We start from the raw sequence: 22261 nt of genomic DNA, 5'->3' as shown, positions 1-22261 counted from the left end.
ACTTTATAAATGAAATTAATTCATTGAAATGTTATACTATAACACATTATTTAACAATAAAAACATTTGTTTTTAATTAGTGGAGGTTGATAACAAGATGAATACTTCTGATGAAGAAAAAATAGAGACACTGGGTGCCTTTGAAATTAGTGAAAAGATGGTTGAGTTAGCAAAGATTAATGCAAAAGGGAATCCTTATTTAAATGCTGGGCGTGGCAATCCCAATTGGATTAATAAGAAAGCACGTTTAGCATTCTCTAGATTAGTAGAATTTGGTATTGAAGAATCTGAGCGGACGATTTCCGATGGTGATTTAGTTGGTTACACAGAGTTAGAGGGACTATCTAAACGTTTAGTACAATTTTTATCCCCTCAAACTAATGAAACAGATCAATTCTTAGTCCTTTGTTTAGACTATTTGAAGAACAAATTAGGATTGACTCTTGATGATGTAGTGAAAGAATTTGTTGATGGTGTCTTGGGAAATTTATACCCGTCACCAAATCGTGTGTTAAAATATACTGAAATGATATTAAATCAATACTTGCAAAGTGTTTTATATAATGGAGTAGACTTAGCAAATGATACCACTCTTTTTCCTACAGAAGGAGGGAGTGCTGCCATTGTTTATACGTTTAATTCTTTAAAAGAAAACAAGTTAATCAAACCTGGTGATAAAATTGCAATTAATACCCCAATTTTTACTCCCTATTTACAAATTCCTGTGTTAAATGATTATGAACTAGTTGAGTTAGATTTAAGTTCTAAAGAGGAACATAATTGGGAAATAGATCCAGCGACTATTGATAAACTAAATGATCCAGAGCTAAAAGCTTTTTTCCTAGTTAATCCAAGTAATCCTGGATCAAAAGCACTAGATGATACAGCATTAAAAGAAATAAAAAAAGCAGTGATGAATAACCCTGATTTAATGATTATTACGGATGATGTCTATGGCACGTTTGTTAATGATTTTCAAACAGTCTATTCTGTTGTTCCTTTTAATACATTATTAGTGTACTCTTACTCAAAATTATTTGGTGCAACAGGATGGCGACTAGGTATCATTGGATTACATAAAGAAAATGTCTTTGATAAGTTAATTAAAGAGTTGCCTAAGGAAGAACAAGATAAATTAAATAAACGTTATCATCTTGTCGTATTAGATACTGAAGAAATGAGTTTTATTGATCGAATGGTAGCAGATAGCCGGTCGATTGGGTTATATCATATTGCAGGATTATCAACACCATCGCAAATTATGGAAGCTTTATTTAGTTTAACTCATTTAGTTGTATCAGACATAAGTGATGATTATATCGAGGCTTCAAAAAAATTAGTAAATGAACGTTACGAAAAATTACATGCTGCTTTAAATTATGCTAAAGATGACAGTTCCAAAAATGCTAAGTATTATTCAATGATTAATATTTATCATTTGGCAGAAGAAAAATATGGGGCTGAGTTTAGTCATTATTTAAAAACTCATTATGAACAAATTGATTTTTTAATTAATCTTGCGCAAAAAAATGGAATTGTTTTGATGGATGGCGTTGGATTTGGAGCTAATCCGGGTGACTTACGTGTATCTGAAGCAAATTTACCAACCAAAGACTATCAAACAATTGGACAACAGATGCTAGAATTATTAAATGAGTACTATCAAGCATTTAAAAAACAATCATAAAGAGATGTGAAGGTACCCCCCTTCACATCTCTTTATTTAGTAATCTCTTCTAATTTAACTAAAATCACATCATTTTCATAAGCACATAGTCGATTAATATGTTGTAATAATAATAAAATCCAACTAAAAGCTAATCCAAACGCAATAATTTCAAAAACAGTAAGTGATAAATAACCAATCGTTTCAAATAGAAAATTTGCTACTAATAAAATGATAGCTATTCCATAGGAGACAATCAAAAATTCTTTTGTGACTTTGGGTAAAAGCCATTTTATCCCTATAATAAGAAGGATGATAATAAATACTAAAAGGTTAGCAGCATGATTGTGTAATTCATGCCAGACGCCTTCATTATTAGGAAAGAAGCCAACACCACCTAATGAAAGAGAAAGTAATATCATCAAAATACGTAAAATAGTGATACCTCTTCCATGATAGCCATGATTTTTTAAGTTAACGAACAAATAATCAACTAAAGCAATCATTAGTAAAGAAGCTAAAATAAGCGTTAAATTAAATGGCCAACTCCTTATCGCTTCATTTGTTCCAAGGTAACTAAAGTTATGTTGCCACCACTTGCTTTGACTATTTGTTAACATAGCAAAAAAAACACCCCCAATAATCACTGCTATTAATAAAGACACAATCATTGATGAAGTAAATATGTTAGCAGAATAAATCATAAAATAATTAATAATACAGGCAAACATAAAAAAGATAGCTATTGCAGTAAATTCATCAAAGCTAGCTCCAACAAATAGTTTACTAATCATCCAAAAGAATGAAGACAACAAGAGGGCTAATGTCACAGTAAATGAAAAAATAATAGTAGGGACATTTCGCCAATAGATATCCAATGTTGATTTGTTTTTAGGATTTCGTTTTCCTTTAATAAAAAAGTAAGAAAAAGAACACATACCACTAATTAATCCTAAATAAATTAAATGGCTAGCAATAGAAAAATTACCAGTTAAAGGAATTTGTTCAAGAGATTTTTGGTAAATAGAATAACAAAATATTAGTGTCATCACAATAGATGGATAAATGAAATACTTAAGTGAAATTGCTTCATTATTTTTAACAATCATTGGTTTTTCAAGAATGAGACGATTATCTTCCTTTCTAACTTGTAAAACTTTATCGCTTTCTAACTTATTTTCATCAATAAACGAGGCTGGTATGTCAATTCGATATTTTTTTTGAGACATAATGCAACTCCTTAGTCATATTTCGATTTATAAAAATAATTATAACAAAAATACGTCATAATGATGAGACCATTTAATCATAATTTAGATACAAAAAGCCATTCAAAGAATGAATGACTTTAATTAGTCCATAAATCATTAATTGCTTCTCTTTTTTCTTCATCAACTAAATGAGTGTATAGAGCAGTAGCACTCGTTCCTGTCTGTCCTAGTTGGTGAGAGACGGTCAGTAAACTATTTGTTTTTTTATAGAGTTGTGTTCCTACCGTATGTCGTAATTTATGTGGTGTAATACGTGTTTTAAAAGCACTACTATATTTTGCCACTAATTTTTCAACAGTTGATTGATCGATTTGTTGTGCTTTTCCTCGATAGAGTGAAAGAAATAAACTTTTTTGAGTTCTTTCTGGATGATAGAGAGTGTGGCGTTCTTTAGCGTACTCACTAATGTATTCCATAAAAACAGAAGAAATCATTGTGGTGTCTTTAAATCCGCCTTTACGAATAACAGTCGCTTCCATATTAGAGATATCCAAATCTGACACATTCATATTGACTAATTCAGATAGACGAATTCCAGTACCTAAAAATAGAGCAATAATCGCCAAATCACGTGTTTTATTTCGTTTAAACGCATACTTTGCTTGATGACTAGTTAATAAATTTTCGTAAGACGTATCAATAAACTCAATAAATTCTAGAGATTCATCACCTATTAAAATTTTCTTTTCGATTGCTCGTGATCTATCTTGAAGTGTTCGTCCAGTTTTAACATTATCTATTTTTAACATAATATTTTGTTGTATATATGGTTTTCCATCTTGATTTTCTGTTTGAGTTGCTAAAAATTGAAATAATGATTTTAACGCTGTAATGGAGCGCTGAATACTTACATGACTTCTTAGCCTTCCGTCTGAGCTTGTTCCAAGACGTGGTGATGAAAGAAGGTAGCCTTTATATAATTCGACATCTTCATATGTTAAATGATTCATTTCTTCAAGTGTGATACTAGCAGTATCTGAAAAAATAAGAGACTCATGTTTTAACCAGTCAAAAAAGCGACGAAATTCTTTAGAATATTCATATAGAGTGGTGACAGAATAGGGAACAATGCTTTTTTTTTGTACATATTCATGAACAAAGAAGGGAAGAGTCTGTAATTCCAATTCTAATCGATTGATATTTTTTTCTTGAGACATAAGATAACCTCCAAACGTATGTTTGTATATATAATATCCTTTATTTTTAAATAAGTCAATGAAACTAATGATATATTGTTATTTTAAAATAATAATATATTTTACCTTTCTTGAAAGATGATACTTTCAAGAAAGGTAAAAAAGTATCTATGAATCTTTAAAATGTTTGATAGAGTTCTATTTACTTAGGTTAAATCAATATTATATAAGTTATTTAGCTGATTAATAAGAGTATTAATCAGCTTTATTATTATAGTAAATATATAAGATATTTGTTATTTAATAGTAATTAGATAACCAATTAAACTATATAAATAATCATGAATTATGAATACTTAATATTTTTAACTATCATATAATATAAATAAACTTCATCATGTAGTCATGTTAATATAATAATACTAGAAGTCATATTAAGTTATATAGGTTTTATTTAGTTAAATAAACTTATATATGGTTAATTAATTGAATGACTCATGCTGATGATGTGTTTTATGAATAACATGGTATATCTGGTAGATTTTAATCCCTAAAACAACTTCGTTTAATATATATTATGTAAACCAAATTGATAAAATAATTATTCATGAAAATTTAGTACCTAGTCTATTATTGTTGAATCTGATTTCATGTTGTTATGTTGATAATGAAAAAGCTCTCAGTTTTATAAGTTTCTGAGAGCTTTTTATAATTTTAAATTTTCTGGCTGTAAATTTAAAACTATATTATACCCAAACATTATTTGGCAGGATTAGATTCTGAAACATCTTCGAATCTATATCTACTTTTTTCTTAATATGGAATTAAATGTTCTAGACAAGTTAAAACGATTCCTATTCTTTTATTAAATAAAGAATAGAGTATTTTTTATATATTTTTTCATAATCAAATGCTTTTTTTCATTAGATTATCAAAGTAAGTAGATTGTGATTCATTTTCAATATATTCACCTAAACTGTTCCAAATGTAATTAACTTCAGAGTCTTTGACACCTGCATAATCTGCTATTCCTATATTAAGTTTATGTTCAATATTTAGGTCATATCCTCTTTTTTTATACTTCTTGCGAGTATTTCCAGCTATAGGAACCCATCTAATTTTATTGATCGGTAATTTATTGCCGTTTCCATATGAAAAACCATAATTGAATACTCTATCTATACATCCTTTTAACATAGCTAGTAAACTGTGCCAATAAATCGAAAATACAAATATTATGGTATCAACTTTTTTAATGCGCTCCATTTCTTCTAAAACTATTTCAAAATATCCTGGCTTTACATCAAATGATGTGGATGAGTACAATATAGTGATTTTAAGTATCAGAAGCCAATTGGTTTTCGTTGCTTATTTGTTTGTCTTTAAAATTTAGTTAAATTCTATATTTATAGTTTTGAAATTTTTATAGCTATAGCTATTCGGTTAATTAATTTTATATTATTAATAGAGCTCTCTAATAGGCCGCTAGATTAAGAGAATCTGAAGGTATTTTTTATTCTAGGTAGGTGTTTTTTTATGTTTTGACAGACGTAACAATTTGGTCGGAAATTAAATCATTACTTAACATTTGATAAATTTTATGCTAATGAGAGAGAAAAATATAAGAATAATTAAGATATGTGCTTATGTGTATCCAAAAAAATGTTCTCTTAAGCTAAATTTTACTTAAGAGAACATTTTTTATTTATGTAGTATAAAAATTGTAGGATATTTTAATTAGTTTTATTATTTATTTAATTTATCTTTTGCTTCATCTTTGTATTTATTTTGTTAGCTATTTTTACCAGTAAATAATGACACGACAGCCACAACAATAACTGCTCCAATGATTGATGGAATAATAGCCATTCCGGCTAAAGATGGTCCAAATGAACCAAATAAAGATTGGCCAACTGAAGAACCAATTAAACCAGCAATAATATTAGCAATCCATCCCATAGATTTTCCTTTACTTGTTATAGCACCTGCTATAGCTCCGATAACTCCACCTACTATTAATGACCAAATGAATCCCATATATATCACTCCTCATCTAAAAATATTATTATTCTACTCTGGGCTCAGTTGCTTCTTTTACTTTTGTTGCTCCTTTAGAAGACACTTTTTTGACTTTGTTAGTTTGATCAGAAACAAAGTCTGAAACTTCACTTGTAGCGTCACTCACCTTATCCTGAACAGTAACGCTATCTTCTTCGTATTGTTCTTTTGTTTTAATATCTACGACATTAACATTTACTTCTATAACTTCTAGACTCGTCATATGCTTTACTTCTTTTTCAATCACTCGTTTGATGTCTTCGTATATTTTTGAAATATCTACACCATATTCTGCAACGATATCTAAATCAACAGCAACTTCTTTTTTTCCTACTTCAACATCAATTCCTGAAGTTACATCATTATTATTAACAATCTTATCTGCTAAATTTGAAAAAAATCCACCATTAATTGTTAATAAACCAGGAATAGTTTCCAATGAAATACCAACAATTTTTTGAATAACTTTGTCTTCAAATGTTAATTCACCTTTTAACTCTGATTTTTTTACTTCTACTTGTGTTCCTTTGTTTTCCATGATTGATTCCTCCAATTTATTTATTGTTATTTTTTTATTTCTTCAAAAAATTATTTCTTTGAAGGTAATAACCGATACAAGCACCTAGTAACGTTAAAATAATAAGGATAATTGTTTTAAAAAATCCTAAACTAAAAAATGATATAGCTAAGCCTAGGCCAATGAGAGCTCCCAAAATAGGAAACCTATATTTTTTTATAAAATCTTCCATTTTCTTATCCTCCTTAAATAACACGTGGATTACTAGCTTTTTTATTTGAAACTTGTTTTATTTCAACTGATACTTGTTTAGGATCATCGATCCCTAGAAAGATTGAAAATTCCTGTCTTATACGATGAGATAATTCGCTTGTTTTATCAACTAGATTAGAGTTAATATTAGAACAGTTACATGATATAAAAATTTTAATCTTCTTCTTTTTCATTGTGACAGACACTTTAGGATTTTTTAACCAAGGCTCTTGAGTCAAAATAGTAGATACAAATTGTTCAACAGCATTTTTCTTAATAGAAAGACTGCCTTTAGATTTAGAAAAATAGACTTCTGTTTTATTCCTAGGATATAAGAGAATAAAACAGAATAAAATGATTAAGAATATGATCACCAGAATGCTTCCCCAAAATAGATAAAATGGAATATAAGAACCCACAAAAGGATAATTTTCCATTTGAATAAGCTTAAAAGAAAGATTTGCTAAGTATTGATTTTGTATAACATTAGTAAATAAAAGTGGAATTAATAATAATATACTTATCAAAATAAACACTTTTTTGTAAATGTTCATATCAGAACTCCTTTCTAACTATTTATAGTAATATTGTATTTTATATACAATCTAAAGTCAAAAATAAAGCGTTATCTCAACTAAAAAATACATAAAAAGAATATTAAATGTATCTGTGAACGTATAATTTTTTGATATATGATATATATTTGTTTTATTTTAAATATATATCTTAGTTTAGTTTAATATATCTTATGTAAACCAAATCAAAATAATTTTTTATCGACAAGATAATACACCACTCTTCCTAATGACAACAAAATAAAAAGCTCTAAAGTAATTACTTAGAACTTTTTGGTATAATGGTTAGTCGATTATCTGGTAATTTAATAACTTCAACAGAATTGTCATAAAATCGTGTTAAAAAATCAGGCGTTAAGACGTCTGATTTTAATCCTTTTGCAAATATTTTTCCATCTTTAATTAATAATATATAATCAAAACTTACTGGAATTTCTTCTATATAATGAGTAACAAAGATTAATCCTTTCGGTTGTTTGTCTTGTGCAATGCTATCAATTTATTCTAACATGGATTGTCTTGCAAACAAATCAAGTCCATTACAAGGTTCGTCAAATATCAGTAGCTCAGGTTTAGCCATCAACGCTCTTGCAATCAAAACAATCTGAGCTGACCCACCCTATTTTTTTCTTTAAATCAGGGATGGAAGTCTTTCCAAATGTTTCACCCAGAACGGTTAACTTTCCACTTGAAGGCCAATCATATCCTGTAATTAGTTTGAGTAGTGTTGTTTTACCTGAACCGTTTAACCCTAAAATTGCCCAATTTTCATGGTCATTCATTTGCCAGTTTATATGCTGTAATATTGGTTGCTTATCTCTTATAAACGACACGTTCTCGCAATTAATTAACACTCACTTCACTCCTTTATGACGATGGGATAATAACCTAACTGCTGATATTTAGCACCTAATAATGTGATTTCTTCAAGCGCATATTCAACTAGCTTGATATTGTCATGAATTGGTACATCTATAATAAAGTAATACTCACCTAACTCAGTTTTTAGTGGTCTAGATTCTATTTTACTTAAATCAATTTCACGCCAAGCAAACGCTGAAAGGACTTTGTGTAAGATTCCTGGCGCATTTTTAGGTAATGTCATAAATAGCGTCATTTTTTGCGGTTGGTACTCATCTTGATTAAATGGCTCTTTACCCAATAACCAAAAACGTGTTTGATTAAAGCGATTGTCCTGAATACCTGCTGACAAGATTTCTAAACCATATTCACTTGCTGCTTCTTTTGAGGCTATTGCTGCAACTGATTCAGACGGGTGTTCAGCCACGTATTCTGCAGCAAATGTGGTTGATGGCACCTGTTCTATCAATACATCTGGGTAATATGTTTCTAAAAATTGTTGTGATTGTGCGAGAGCTTGTGGATGTGACAAGATTTTTTTAGGAATGATCGTCAAATCATTCACTAATAAGTTTTGTTGTATTGGTAAAATGATTTCACGACAAACAGTGATATCTTTTTGTTGAAAGAGCCCATCCATACTTGTGTGAACAGACCCTTCCAATGAGTTTTCAATCGGCACAACAGCATAATCAACTTGATTCTTCTTCAAGGCATTTAAGCAATTTGTAATGCTTGCATAAGGTTGTAATGATGAATCATCAAAATAATATGATGCTGCTTTGTATGTAAACGAGTTTTTTGGTCCTAAATAACCAACTTCCATTTAATCACCTACTAATTCTAAAATAACATCAGCGATTTCTTCCGGTGTTTTATTCGTGGTATCAACAATATGATCAGCAATTTCTTCGTAAATGGGAATTCGAGGTAAAAAGATATCTTTCACCTCTTCTATTGTTTTATTATGCAACAACGGACGATAATTTGTCGTATCTTGCTCGATTCGACGTAATAATTCATCTAAATCTGTTTGTAAATAAACGACTGTAGCCTGTTCTTTTAATAACGCTTGATTTTCTTCTTTTAAAATTACCCCACCACCTGGCGATAAAATACCAGGTGTGTTTAGAAAGTCTTTTAACATAGCGGTTTCAAGCTCTCTAAAAGATTCTTCTCCATGCTTATCAAAGTACTCAGATATAGGCATCCCAATTTTTTCGACAATACACTGATCTAAATCAATTTGCTTGGTTGCTGTTTTATTTGCTAATACATTACCAACTGTGGTTTTTCCTGCTCCCATGAAGCCTATTAAAACGAGCGTCATTTTAATAATCACCTCTTGAAAGTCGTGTGACATCCTCAAAAAAGGCTGGATAAGATACTGAAACAGCTTCTGATTTTTCCATCACAACGTCTTCATCAGTTAGTAACGCAGCAATTTGAAGCATCATCCCGATACGATGATCCCCTCGACTTGATACGTTTCCACCGTGCAATTGACATGGGCCATTGATGATTAACCCATCTTCTGTTGGCGTAATATCTGCACCAAGTTTTCTTAATTCTTCAGCTGTTGCGTCAATACGATTGGTTTCTTTTACTTTTAGTTCTTCAGCATTTTTAATGACTGTTTGACCATTTGCTTGTGTTGCAAGCAAAGCAATAATTGGAATTTCATCAATCAAACGAGGTATAATATCCCCACTAATTGTAGTAGAAGTTAAACTACTTGTTTTAACAGTGAGGGTGGCTGATTGGTTAGCATGATCTTCTTCACTAATCACCACATCGGCATTCATCTCTTCTAAAACATCTAGAATCCCTATTCTGGTTGGGTTAATTCCCACGTTTTTGAGCACGATTGCACTATTCGGGACAATAGCTCCGGCAACTAAAAAGAACGCCGCAGATGAAATGTCGCCAGGCACAGTAACATTTTGTCCAACTAATCGTTGTGGACCTGTCATACGAATGTCTTTTCCATCTGTTGTGATAGTCCCACCAAATTGTCGAATCATCTCTTCAGTATGATTTCTAGTGGGTTCTTTTTCGATAATGGTTGTCTCACCATCAGCTTGCAAGGCTGCAAACAAAATAGCAGATTTCACTTGAGCACTTGCTACTGGCATGTGATAAGTGATGGGTGTTAGTTGATTATTTGCTGAAATGTGAATAGGAGGATATTCACTATTATCATGCCCTGATAGATTAGCATTCATTTGATTAAGTGGTAACATGACGCGATTCATTGGGCGTTTGTTTAGGTACTTATCACCAAATAAAACCGTGTCGAATGACTGCTTCGCCAAAATCCCCATCATTAAACGAATTGTGGTACCAGAATTACCTAAATCAAGTGCTGTAGCTGGTTTTTTTAGACCATCAAAGCCTACACCTGTTACACGAATGGTTTCGCCATCATCTGTGATTGGCACACCCAAACTTTTAAACGCGTTAAGTGTACTCAAACAGTCTTCTCCTCGTAAGAAGTTTTTGATGGTTGTGGTACCTTCTGAAATCGCACCAAACATAATGCTTCGATGTGAAATAGATTTATCAGCAGGAACGTGTATGGTTCCATTTAATGGACTAGCTGAGATTAATTTCATAGTGTCATTTCCTCCTATTGTGTTCGACAGACATAATCCGTGTATGTTGCAATGCACTCTTTTGCTTGCAATAAATCATGGTCATTTTTAAAACTAACCTGCAACACGCCGATAATATCTTCTCTTGTTTCTAATATTTTTAAGTTGATGATTGAGATATTGGCTTCTCCTAAAAGCCCCGTTACTTCAGCAATAATCCCGGGTTTGTCTGGCACGTCTACAAACAAATCATAAAATGCCGGGATTGACCCTTTTTGGTGGATTGGAATCTGATCACGGGTTTCTTTTGCCCGTTCAAAAAAATCATAAATGGCATCAGAGTCTTTACTTAATAACCACTGTTTAACTTGACTCATTTGCTTTTGCCAATCATCAAGCTCTTGTACAAGTGTGGTGCGATTACTCATTAAGATATCCGTCCACATTTTCGGGTCAGATGAGGCAATCCTAGTAATATCACGAAATCCTCCAGCCGCTAATTGTTTGGCTCTTGGGTGTTCTTGATTAAAGGCATCGGCTTGATTGACTAAACCTGATGCGATAATATGTGGCAAATGAGATAGCATTGCTGTAATCTCATCGTGCTCATCAGATGTTAGTTCCACGTATTTGGCATGAGTTCCGCTGTATAGTTGTGTTAACTCCTCCACACGGTTTATGTGTCGATCGTTCGTTATAATAAAATAAGCATTTTCAAATAAGTTCTCATCAGCGGCTGTGACACCAGACTTGTGTGAACCCGCCATTGGGTGAGCACCGATAAAGTCAAATGGCATCTCTTTGGCTTGTTGCATAATGTCTTTTTTGGTACTACCTGTGTCACTTACTAAGAGGTTTTCTTTTAATGAAAGTAAGGCTAGTTGATTTAAATAATCGATTGAAATTGACACAGGTGTGGCTAAAATAATAACATCTGATATTTCGGCACCCTCTTCAAATGAATGAGGAATCTCGTCTACAATGTCAATTTTTTTAGCAATTCGTTTTGTGCTATCAGAATAATCCCAACCAATAATTTGAGCATTGGGATGGTCAATTTTTATACATTTAGCCAAGGAAGAACCGATTAGTCCTAGACCAACAATCATGATTGTTTTTCCAGTCATACACATCCTCCTAGCGACTAAAAGTTTTTAGTGTACTCTCTGTATTCTTTTACTGATTGAACAAGCTCTTCAAATGAATCACTCTCAAATTTTTCAAGAATGTCATTGGCTACAACAGTGGCTACGACATTTTCAGCTACCACACTTGCAGCCGGAACTGCTGTACTATCAGAGCGTTCGATACTGGCTTTGTATGGCTCTTTTGTATCAATATCAACACTTTGCAGAGGTTTATATAAAGTCGGAATAGGTTTCATAACCCCACGGACAACAATCGGCTCGCCGTTTGTCATACCGCCTTCAAAACCACCCAAGTTATTGCTTCGTCTTGTGTAACCATTCTTTTCATCCCAAAGAATTTCATCCATGACTTGAGAGCCAGGTAACACACCTGCTTCAAAGCCAACACCAAATTCAGCCCCTTTAAAGGCATTGATACTCACAACAGCTTGAGCGATTTTCGCATCTAGTTTTCGATCCCATTGGACATAACTTCCTAATCCTGCAGGAACTCCACCAACTAATACTTCAACGACACCACCAATTGTGTCACCTTTTTTCTTTGTTTCATCAATTAAATCACGAATGTCTTGTTCAACCGTGGCATCTACCACACGTACATCTGATTGTTCTGACATTTCACGAATTTCTGAGACAGTTAATCCATCTGGCACTGTTGCTTTAATACCACCAAGCATGGTGACGTGACCAGCAACGTCAATGTCTAATTCAGAAAGAATTTTTTTAGCAATTGCACCGATTGCCACTCGCATCGTTGTTTCACGTGCAGATGAGCGTTCTAACACGTTTCTTAAATCATTGAAGTGGTATTTCATGCCACCAACTAAATCAGCATGTCCTGGTCTAGGTCTAGCGACACGACGTATTTTCTTTTGCTTTTCAGGCACCTCTTCAATCCCCATAACTTTTGTCCAGTTCTTCCAGTCTTTGTTTTCAACGACTAGTGTAATAGGAGAACCTAATGTTTTTCCGTGACGTAAACCTGACGTGATTCTAACACGGTCTGTTTCAATCAGCATACGCCCACCACGACCGTATCCTGTTTGACGTCTAATTAATTCTTTGTTTATGTCATCTGCAGTTAAAGGTAATCCTGCAGGAAGTCCTTCAATAATTGCTGTTAGTTCAGGACCATGAGATTCACCAGCTGTAATATATCTCACTAAACTTCCTCCTCGATAATGTAATCTTTCATTTGTTCAATTGGTATATCTACGATTTTGGCTTTGCCAATTTGTTTTAATAATATTATTTTTAGTGTGTTCCCACGTGCTTTTTTATCATGCGTAATGGCTTCAAAAATTGTCTCACGATTTAACGCGATACGTGTTGGTAAATGAAATTTCGTCAACATGGTAATTAATTCTTTGGTAATGCCTCTAGGTGATTGGTTAAACGCTTCGGCACGAGTCGAAATCATGACCATACCTAAGCTAACCCCCTCACCATGACTAATGACGCCATAACCAGATGTTTTTTCAATCGCATGACCAATTGTATGTCCAAAGTTAAGCGTTAGTCGACTACCATGGTCAAATTCATCTTCTTCCACAACATGACGTTTTACCTCTAAAGAGGCATGAATGACTTCTTTTGCATGATTGAGTAAATCTTCTTCATTTTTTAGTGTTCCTAAGTAATCCCAAAGCTGTTTATCTGCAATGGCAGCTGATTTGATGATTTCCGCGATACCTTCTCTGACACGTCTCATTTCCAATGTCTTTAAAACATTTGGGTCAATTAAAACACCATCAGGTTGCGCAAACGTTCCGACAAGGTTTTTCGCTTTTTTTGTGTTAACTGCCGTTTTTCCACCAATACTTGAATCAACTTGTGCTAGTAAGGTCGTTGGAATTTGCAAGAAATGAATTCCTCTCATATAGGTTGAGGCAACAAATCCTGCTAAATCCCCAATGACACCTCCACCTAAGGCAATGACACCATCACTACGTGTAAAGCCGTTATCAGCTAGCGCATCATATAAAAGTGTCGCTTTTTCTAGTGATTTGCTTTCTTCGCCTGGTGGGACAACAAGCATGGTAACATCAAAGCCGTGGTCAACTAAATTATCAGCCACATCCTCACCATAAAGTTCTGCGACAGTTTCATCTGTGATAATCGCTACTCGTTGTGGTCGCCAAATATTTGCCACCCATTGCCCACAAGATTTTAAAAGACCTCGTTGAACCTCAATTTTATAATGGTGATTTGGTAAATTTACTTCAATCATGCAAAAGACTCCTTTAGTTTATAGTGATTTAATTTCTTCCATTGCTTTAACTAATACATTGACTTCGTCCATCATTCGTAAGTAAGTTTTTTCATTTAATGATTGTTGTCCGTCTGACCAAGCATTTGCTGGATCTGGGTGAATTTCAACGATCATGCCATCAGCTCCTGCAGCGACACTAGCTCTTGCCATTGGTGTCACTAAGTCCCATACACCAGTACCATGACTAGGATCAGCAATAATAGGGAAGTGGCTTAATTTTTTAATAATAGGGATGGCACTTAAATCAAACGTGTTTCGTGTCGCTGTTTCGTAAGTACGGATACCACGCTCGATAAAGATAACATCACTTTTTCCAGCAACAGCAATGTACTCTGCAGCATTTAACCACTCATCAATCGTTCCAGCAATCCCACGTTTTAAGCCAATTGGTTTACCAGTCTGTCCCACAGCGCTAAGTAATTTGTAGTTTTGCATGTTTCTAGCACCAATTTGTAAAATATCAGAGTATTCAGCAACCATATCAATATGAGCTTCATCCATCACTTCTGTAATAACTTTCATATCAAACTCATCAGCTGCTTGTCTAATGTATTTTAATCCTTCTTCTTCCAAACCTTGGAAAGCGTATGGAGAAGTACGAGGTTTGAACGCGCCACCACGTAAGATAGATGCACCACCAGCTTTTGCGATACGAGCAGTTTCACGAATTTGGTCTAATCCTTCGATTGAACATGGACCAGCCATTGTAACGAAACTTCCATCACCAATTTTTAACCCATCAACATCAACTACTGTGTTATCTGGATGAAATTCACGAGAAGTTAGTTTATATGTGTTGGTAATACGAACAGTTTTATCTACCCCATCATAACTGTTGAACGCAATATCTTGAATATTTCGTGTATCACCTTTAATTCCTAAAATGACTTGTTCTTCACCAGTGTTGACTTGAACTTCTAAATCACTTTCTTCAATTCTTTTTACGACTTGATTAATTTGCTCACTTGTTGCACCTAATTTCATAATAACGATCATGAGATTTCCTTCTTTCTTTATGCTTTTTCTATTATGTGTTTTACTTTTTCAATAGGCATATCTTGGTTTGTCCATAGATTAAACGCCTTTGCTCCTTGATACAATAACATATCAAGCCCATTAATGGTTTGGCAGCCTTTTTTCTCTGCTTGTTTTAAGAGTTTGGTTTTTCTTGGGTTATAAATCACGTCATAGACAACCAAGTCTTTTCGTAATAGTGACTCATCCTCAATTAAGGACTCATCATTAATCATGCCAACACTGGTTGAGTTAACGAGTATATGTGATCTAGTAATGGCTTCTTTTAAAGTCTGTGAATCAAATAAATCCGTCAGCGTTATCTTACAGTCTACTATATTAGATAATTCCAGAATCTTTTTTTTCATTTCATCAAACCGATTACCCAGTCGACTAAAAATGTGAATGTCACTAAAACCATCGAGTGCTGCTTGGACTAAAATAGCTGTTGCTGCGCCACCTGCTCCTAAAATCGTCATCGTTTGATTTTTAATAGGAATTTGATTAACACGCAAACTTTCCATAAAACCAAATCCATCTGTATTATGTCCTATTAACTTACCACCTTTATGAACAATTGTATTAATCGCACCTATCAAAGTCGCTTCTTTAGACAATTCATCCATGAGTGGTAGAGCGTTAACTTTATGTGGCATTGATAAGTTAACTCCCATCATATTTAATGTACGAATCGAGTTAATTGCTGTGGTCAGTTGGTCTGGTTTAATATCAAATGCTAGATAAACAGCATTGATACCGAGTTCTTCAAATGATGTGGTATGCAATATTGGAGATAAACTATGCTTTGCGGGACTAGCGAAAAATCCTGCTAATCTAGTGTGCCCATTCACTTCAATACATGACATGTTTTTAAATTCCTCCTAATAAAAAAGATGCTCACGTAGACTTAAAAAATTCTACAGTGAACATCCTTATACTTAATATACAGTATATGTAAAACACCACCATAGATTTTTTAAGATCTATGTGGGTTTTGAAATCAATCTAAATTTCCTTAGCCATCATAGATACAAACTTGGGTTGTTTGTATCCACACATTGATGAACACAAACCTATCTAAAATAGCTAAAGTAGTAATTATTCAGTTGTGGACTTTTTATTATATGAGTTGTTTTCATGATATTTCCACTCCAAACTGATGTAAGATTGAGTTAAGTATAGTAGTTAAATGAGAGGTTGTCAATAAAATAATTAACATAACATTTGATTTATGCTATCTTTTTTAAAAACACACTATTTGGTTTACATAATATAATTATTGTTATCCAAATGAATGAGATAGTGTTCTACTTTGGATTGGTTTATCACTATAGTGTATTGGTAGATACCTTGGTTGTTTTCAATCACTTTTTTAGATGCAATGTTAGTTTCTTTACAAGTTAGCAGTACTTTTTTTAATTCTAACATATGTGCCTTTTTTAGCGTTTCTTTAAGTAATAATGTTCCATAACCTTTTCCTTGATAAGCAGGTGAAATGCTATAACTAATGTGTCCACCTTCTTTTTGTAGATAAGGAGTTAGATGATGTTTGACATCAGAGATGCCAACCATTTCACCTAAGTGATTGATGAGTGCATAGTGTGTTGTTTGAACCGATTGTTTGTAATCTTTTGTTTTTAAAATTGCGACATCTCGTAACCATTGATTGATGTTTTTTGATCGTTGTAATTGATTGGCACCGTGTATAATGTTCTGGGTTTGATTGAATGACTCTTTAAAGTGTTTAATGGTTGGAATATCTATTTGTTCGATTGGTATTAACTTCATCATTTCCTCCTAATTCCCAAATAATGATTTTAAGCGTTTGTTTGGATAATTGTCCATCTTTAAAAATTTAAAGTGCTTAGAATCGTCCTGTGGTAAACACGAAAATTAATTAATTTTTATTTGAGTTCACTATATTATGTAAAATCATGAACTTAAGTATTGATTTATCAAGTGTTTAAAATTCTATATTATTAAGTTCATTATTATGTTATTATATAATAAAAATAGTGAACTGTAAATTTTAGAGAAAAGAGTGGTAAAAATGTCGTATAATGTTCAACCATTACGTAGTCAAACTGAGATAGATGATTTTTTATTTTGGCTTAGAAGAACAAACTATCCAGAACGCGATACCTTTCTATTTATTTTTGGGATTAACAATGGATTAAGGATGTCGGATATTGTGAAACTAAAAGTAAGAGATATCAAATATGAAAAGCGTCCGATCATTGTTGAAAGAAAAACTGGGAAACGAAAAGTATTGTATCTTGATAATTTACAAGATGCCATTGCAGAGTACATTAAAGGAAAAGACGATGATGAGTGGTTGTTTCCAAGTCGTCAACAAGGTGGACACTTGAAAGTAAACACGGTGTATAAACAGTATCAAAAAATCGCCGATAATTTAGGAAGAAAAGATATTGGCACTCACTCTCTTAGAAAAACATTTGGTTATCATTATTACCGAAAAACACGAGATATTGCAACATTAATGGAAATATTTAATCATAGTTCTGAAAAAGTGACGAAACGATATATTGGCATAACAACAGATGAGATTGGCAATACGTTAGCAGATTTCAGATTAGGAATATAAAAAAAGGCTGACCCAAAAGTGATTTTTTCTATTTTAGAACTTTTTAGTCAGCCTTTTTTTAACCTGTAATGTCAATTTGATTGTTTTCTGGATCTAAAATGACAGCCGTCCCCTGTTATTAGCGTACCGCTTAATACCTTGTATCCATTTGTGACGTTAAGATGTCTACTTTATCAGATCTTGTCATTACTTCTAATCATGCACCTGTTTCAAATAAGAGAAAATAAGTTGCTAATCCTGTCTTTGGGTTATGATATTTTTCGTTTGCTGTGGCATTAACATAGCTTTCATAGAACGCTTTCATTGTTTCTACATCATTAACATACCTTGCCGCATGCTCTAAATACATGGTTCATCTTCCTCCTCTTTCTTAATTGATTTCGTTGCATCATAAAAAGAGCGTTATTTTTAAACGCTCTTTCGTCTTTAGTTTAATTTTGTGATAGAAAAATCTTGTGATACTGAAAATACAGTAGCGTCATCTTTTGAGCACAAATCTTCCGTTAGTTCTACTGAAAATACTTCCTGTGTATAGTATGGATTAAAGTAATAAGTGGCACTATTTAAGTTAAATGCCGCACGATATTGCGTATAATCATAGTGACCATCGTCTTCAATGTTTACTCCTTTAGGAATGGTCACAGTGTTTAAAATGTGAAAGATGCTATTTAGAGCTTGAGATTCATTTTTTCCTTTTTCTGCGTATGTTTTCATATAAGTTGCACGCACAAACCGCTCTGGTGATGTTAACCCACCTGGTAAACCATATGTTCCTGATCCTTGTCCAAAAGGTTTAATGGTATAGTCTTCAAATTTTTTTGGTTGATAATTTGTTGGTTTGATAAATAAGTAATTATTTAAATTCGTTAAATGCCATTCAAGTGTTGGACTATTTGTCATGACTCCAACTGGATTATCTTTGATGGTTAGCGTCTCATTATTTGTTTCTATCACAACGCATTTTCCGGTTTTATCTGACACGATAAAATGTAGTGGTGACATAACAGATAATAAGGGGTTGCTTACTCCAATCATCTCTACTTGCTTTATGACTTCTTTTAATTCATCAATGCTTGCAACATGCCCAAGTACCCATGTTAAAAATTCGTCTTGAGTTAAATTAATTTTCCCTTCAACTGGACTGGTTTGATAAGATGCTTCATTAAGATAATAAAGCTCTGCAATAGCAAGTCCTTTTTCATTCACCCCATCAGCAAACATGTAATCACGACCGATTTTTTGCCCTGTCCCAACAAAAGCATAGGTTGTTTTTGAAGTACCTTCAAAATGAAAGGTTGATGCATAATTTCTTGGTATAACGATCGGTAATCCATTTAATTCAAATCCAAAATCCATGGTACGAGCCAAAAAGTTTATTTTATCTTCTGATTGTAATGTTATACTTGTGCACATTCTGTATTCCTCCTAGTATATTTCAATTCGTTTATAATAACTTAAAACATTTAATAATTTATGGTAATTATATGATGATTTTATTGATTAAACGTCATTTTTATATGATAATTACGATAAATTTAATGGGTAATGCAAGCGAATGAGTCATAACTAAGTACAACAATTTAATAAATGACGTTTATCATTGGTACTTCAGGCTATTTGGTGCAGATATGGACTTAAAAATATGGATTTCTTAGGGTTAAGCTAGCTAAATCATTGTGACAGTATCAGCTAAATTCAACAAACTTTAGGGCTAGTAATATGTAATATTGTAAAAATAAAACGTATGAGATTGTAAGTTTCTTCTTTTAAGGATAAATAATGAAGAAAGTGTAGCAGTAAGGATACCAAATTTTCCACCACTAGGTCCAATGTCGATTACCCAATCACTTGTAAGTTGTGTTCAATCACAATCACAGTGTGACCATCTCTTACTAGTGATTTCAGTAAATCTATCAAAAAATCAACATCTGACATGTGAAGTCCATTAATTGGTTCATCTAAAACAATTAGATTATTTGATTTATTCAAAGTTGTTACTAGTTTTAATAATTTATCTAAAATAGCTGATGTTTCAAAAATTGGTTTACTAAAATTGCGAGATTTAATTGGTCAGACGTCGATGACTTGCGACTTCTGATACTATAATAAAAAAGATTGGGTTTCTGTTATTGAATACCCAATCTTTTTCTTAATTATTCTTTTCCAATCCGTAACGTTAAAGCATTGATAGCGACAATAACCGTACTCAATGACATCAAAATAGCACCGACAGCTGGGTTTAGTAAAATGCCTATTGGAGCAAGGACTCCAGCAGCTAATGGAATAGCCGCAATATTATAACCTGCTCCCCACCATAAATTTTGAATCATTTTACGTCGAGTGTACTTAGCCAAGTTAAGTAATTTTAATACGTCTTCAGGATTACTATTAGTTAAAACAATATCGGCTGAATCAATAGCTACGTCAGTTCCAGCACCAATAGCCACACCAACTGTTGCACTAATCAAACTAGGAGCATCATTCACTCCGTCGCCTACCATCATCACGTTATCACCTTTATTAACGTATTCTTTCACAATTTTTTCTTTATCACCTGGCAATAACTCACTATAATAATGATCAAGTCCAAGATATTTAGCAACTGTTTCAGCTGCTTGTTGATTATCACCAGTTAACATAACAGGTGTGATACCTTGCTCTTTTAATTTAGCAATAAACTCTTTAGATTCAGGCTTAATGGTATCACCAAGAGCAATCATGGCAATAAGTGAACCATCATATATTAGGAAACTCAATGTATTTCCTTGTTCTTGGTACTCTTTTTTTATTGAAGGATTAAATTGAGTAGACACATCTGTTAATCCTTTTTCATTTACTATTTTTGCTGTTTTTCCATTGACTACAGCTGTAACTCCAACACCAGAAATAGCTTGAGTATCTGATGAATCATAAGGCGTCAATTGTTTTTGATTAATATAATCCATGATACCTGTAGCGATAGGGTGGTTAGCATTTTTTTCTAGCGCCCCTATAATTTTTAATGCCTCGTTTTCAGATAGCTGATCAGAAATCATGTTAAAACCAGTTACAGCAAACTGCCCTTGAGTTAAGGTGCCTGTTTTATCTAAGAAAACATAGTCAATATGGTTAGTTGCTTCAAGTGCTTTTTTATTTTTTAATAATAAACCATTTTGAGCAGCAAGAGAAGTTGAACGAGCAATAACCAAAGGAATGGCTAAACCAAGTGCATGTGGGCAGGCAATAACTAAAACTGTTACCATACGCTCAAATGCTATCCCAACATCTTTACTAATGATAAGCCAAATGATAAAACTAATGATTCCACTACCTAATGCCACATAAAACAACCATTTAGCTACCTTATCTGATAAAGATTCTAGTGGAATTTTTTCGTTTTGAGCTTGTTGTACCATGTCCATTACTTTTGAAATATAGCCGGATTTTCCAGTGCCAGTCACTTTTATTTCAATTGTTCCATTTCCATTAATGGTCCCGCCGATTACTTTGTCATCGATGTTTTTTACAATACCTTGTGATTCACCTGTAATCATAAATTCGTTGACCATGGTATTCCCCTTAATAACCGTTCCATCTGCTGGAATTTTATCCCCACTGCGTACAATCAATTGGTCATTAATATGAACATCAGATAAAGAGACTTGTTCTTCTTTTCCTGATTGTGTGATTCTTGTGACATTATCTGGTAATAATGCCGCAATTTTTTTTAATGAGTTGCTGGCGTTACTTACTGCATTCATTTCAATCCAATGACCGAGTAGCATAACGACAATTAACGTCGCAAGCTCCCAGAAAAAGTTCATGACATGAGTAGTTGGATTAACAAGATTCATGATAAACCCATATAAACTATAAAAATAAGAAACCGATATCCCCATGGCGATGAGTGTCATCATTGCTGGTTGCTTTTGACTTAATTCCATACGTGCTCCACTTAAAAATGGTTGGCCACCGTAGAAAAATAAGATAGTTGATAAAACCATGACAATCCACTCAGAACCAGTAAAGCTAATTTGAATTGGAAGTGTCATTCCCATCATAGGTGATAATAATATAATAGGGATAGCTAAAATAAGAGAAACAAAAAATTTCTTTTTAAAATTTCCCATATGCATGGAGTGATCCATACCTGCCATTTGATGATCACTCATATCCATCTTAGAATGATCCATTGACATATGTGACATATCGTGATCAGTATGCTTCATAGAATCATGTCGCATATCATGCATATTATGATTATTATTTTGATTGTTAGACATGATAAAACCTCCTTTTGGTACTAGGATACC

At 33.0% G+C, this 22261-nt stretch carries 22 protein-coding genes and 1 pseudogene; 2 read left to right on the top strand and 21 right to left on the bottom strand.

Features of this window, described 5'->3' with window-relative positions; translation table 11 throughout:
- The first annotated feature begins 97 nt into the window (after positions 1 to 97).
- Positions 98 to 1687, top strand: a complete 1590-nt coding sequence (locus tag MN187_RS05115) for a bifunctional aspartate transaminase/aspartate 4-decarboxylase (protein ID WP_241699013.1) — start codon at positions 98 to 100, stop codon at positions 1685 to 1687.
- A gap of 32 nt (positions 1688 to 1719) precedes the next feature.
- Here MN187_RS05115 and MN187_RS05110 read toward each other — a convergent pair whose 3' ends face one another.
- From MN187_RS05110 to MN187_RS05030, 17 genes and pseudogenes are all read right to left on the bottom strand, one after another.
- Positions 1720 to 2895 (bottom strand): DUF998 domain-containing protein, encoded by a 1176-nt coding sequence (locus MN187_RS05110; RefSeq protein WP_117972340.1) that lies wholly within the window; start codon positions 2893 to 2895, stop codon positions 1720 to 1722.
- A gap of 119 nt (positions 2896 to 3014) precedes the next feature.
- Positions 3015 to 4094: a tyrosine recombinase XerS gene (gene xerS, locus MN187_RS05105; protein WP_117972339.1), complete on the bottom strand. Its 1080-nt coding sequence runs from the start codon at positions 4092 to 4094 to the stop codon at positions 3015 to 3017.
- 885 nt (positions 4095 to 4979) lie between these two features.
- Positions 4980 to 5339 carry an NAD(P)H-dependent oxidoreductase gene (locus MN187_RS05100; protein ID WP_241699012.1) on the bottom strand — a complete coding sequence of 120 codons (360 nt, stop codon included), beginning with the start codon at positions 5337 to 5339 and terminating at the stop codon, positions 4980 to 4982.
- 525 nt (positions 5340 to 5864) lie between these two features.
- Positions 5865 to 6110 (bottom strand): GlsB/YeaQ/YmgE family stress response membrane protein, encoded by a 246-nt coding sequence (locus tag MN187_RS05095; protein WP_071456869.1) that lies wholly within the window; start codon positions 6108 to 6110, stop codon positions 5865 to 5867.
- Positions 6111 to 6138: 28 nt separating this feature from the next.
- Positions 6139 to 6669 (bottom strand): Asp23/Gls24 family envelope stress response protein, encoded by a 531-nt coding sequence (locus tag MN187_RS05090; RefSeq protein ID WP_117972337.1) that lies wholly within the window; start codon positions 6667 to 6669, stop codon positions 6139 to 6141.
- A 34-nt stretch (positions 6670 to 6703) separates the two neighbouring features.
- Entirely contained in the window at positions 6704 to 6880 is a 177-nt protein-coding gene (locus MN187_RS05085) for a DUF2273 domain-containing protein (RefSeq protein WP_071456867.1), read from the bottom strand.
- A gap of 13 nt (positions 6881 to 6893) precedes the next feature.
- Positions 6894 to 7454, bottom strand: coding sequence for an alkaline shock response membrane anchor protein AmaP (amaP, locus tag MN187_RS05080; RefSeq protein ID WP_117972336.1), 561 nt, complete (start codon positions 7452 to 7454; stop codon positions 6894 to 6896).
- Positions 7455 to 7734: 280 nt separating this feature from the next.
- Positions 7735 to 8329: pseudogene (locus tag MN187_RS05075) on the bottom strand (ABC transporter ATP-binding protein).
- Between the two features lie 5 nt (positions 8330 to 8334).
- Positions 8335 to 9162 (bottom strand): prephenate dehydratase, encoded by an 828-nt coding sequence (gene pheA / locus MN187_RS05070; RefSeq protein WP_241699010.1) that lies wholly within the window; start codon positions 9160 to 9162, stop codon positions 8335 to 8337.
- Positions 9163 to 9666 (bottom strand): shikimate kinase, encoded by a 504-nt coding sequence (locus MN187_RS05065; RefSeq protein WP_242094580.1) that lies wholly within the window; start codon positions 9664 to 9666, stop codon positions 9163 to 9165.
- Between the two features lies 1 nt (position 9667).
- On the bottom strand, positions 9668 to 10951 hold the full coding sequence (aroA, locus tag MN187_RS05060; RefSeq protein WP_242094578.1) for a 3-phosphoshikimate 1-carboxyvinyltransferase: 1284 nt from the start codon (positions 10949 to 10951) through the stop codon (positions 9668 to 9670).
- 14 nt (positions 10952 to 10965) lie between these two features.
- Positions 10966 to 12057, bottom strand: coding sequence for a prephenate dehydrogenase (locus MN187_RS05055; protein ID WP_242094576.1), 1092 nt, complete (start codon positions 12055 to 12057; stop codon positions 10966 to 10968).
- 17 nt (positions 12058 to 12074) lie between these two features.
- On the bottom strand, positions 12075 to 13241 hold the full coding sequence (gene aroC, locus MN187_RS05050) for a chorismate synthase (RefSeq protein WP_242094574.1): 1167 nt from the start codon (positions 13239 to 13241) through the stop codon (positions 12075 to 12077).
- Positions 13241 to 14308, bottom strand: coding sequence for a 3-dehydroquinate synthase (gene aroB, locus MN187_RS05045; protein ID WP_117972330.1), 1068 nt, complete (start codon positions 14306 to 14308; stop codon positions 13241 to 13243). Before aroB ends, aroC begins: the two co-directional genes overlap by 1 nt.
- 18 nt (positions 14309 to 14326) lie before the next feature.
- Positions 14327 to 15346, bottom strand: coding sequence for a 3-deoxy-7-phosphoheptulonate synthase (gene aroF, locus MN187_RS05040; RefSeq protein WP_117972329.1), 1020 nt, complete (start codon positions 15344 to 15346; stop codon positions 14327 to 14329).
- Positions 15347 to 15363: 17 nt separating this feature from the next.
- Positions 15364 to 16230, bottom strand: coding sequence for a shikimate dehydrogenase (locus MN187_RS05035; RefSeq protein WP_241699007.1), 867 nt, complete (start codon positions 16228 to 16230; stop codon positions 15364 to 15366).
- Between the two features lie 397 nt (positions 16231 to 16627).
- Entirely contained in the window at positions 16628 to 17152 is a 525-nt protein-coding gene (locus MN187_RS05030; RefSeq protein ID WP_158559356.1) for a GNAT family N-acetyltransferase, read from the bottom strand.
- Between the two features lie 262 nt (positions 17153 to 17414).
- On the opposite strand from MN187_RS05030, the gene MN187_RS05025 reads away from it, so the two are divergent.
- Entirely contained in the window at positions 17415 to 17969 is a 555-nt protein-coding gene (locus tag MN187_RS05025; RefSeq protein WP_117972326.1) for a tyrosine-type recombinase/integrase, read from the top strand.
- 196 nt (positions 17970 to 18165) lie between these two features.
- Here the strand turns inward: MN187_RS05025 and MN187_RS10640 are convergent, their stop codons facing one another.
- The 4 genes from MN187_RS10640 to MN187_RS05005 form a co-directional block, all read right to left on the bottom strand.
- Positions 18166 to 18318, bottom strand: coding sequence for a VOC family protein (locus tag MN187_RS10640; protein WP_370448223.1), 153 nt, complete (start codon positions 18316 to 18318; stop codon positions 18166 to 18168).
- Positions 18319 to 18395: 77 nt separating this feature from the next.
- Positions 18396 to 19382 (bottom strand): choloylglycine hydrolase family protein, encoded by a 987-nt coding sequence (locus MN187_RS05015; RefSeq protein WP_071456854.1) that lies wholly within the window; start codon positions 19380 to 19382, stop codon positions 18396 to 18398.
- A 423-nt stretch (positions 19383 to 19805) separates the two neighbouring features.
- Positions 19806 to 19958: a hypothetical protein gene (locus tag MN187_RS05010; RefSeq protein ID WP_157093635.1), complete on the bottom strand. Its 153-nt coding sequence runs from the start codon at positions 19956 to 19958 to the stop codon at positions 19806 to 19808.
- Between the two features lie 164 nt (positions 19959 to 20122).
- Complete coding sequence (locus tag MN187_RS05005) at positions 20123 to 22231, bottom strand: heavy metal translocating P-type ATPase (protein ID WP_371821049.1); 2109 nt, start codon at positions 22229 to 22231, stop codon at positions 20123 to 20125.
- Positions 22232 to 22261 lie beyond the last annotated feature (30 nt).

It is taken from the genome of Vagococcus sp. CY52-2 (genome assembly GCF_022655055.1).
In the GTDB taxonomy this organism is placed as follows: domain Bacteria; phylum Bacillota; class Bacilli; order Lactobacillales; family Vagococcaceae; genus Vagococcus.
The sequence above is the reverse complement of the archived record's forward strand: the minus strand, read 5'-3'. Positions and strand labels throughout refer to the sequence as shown.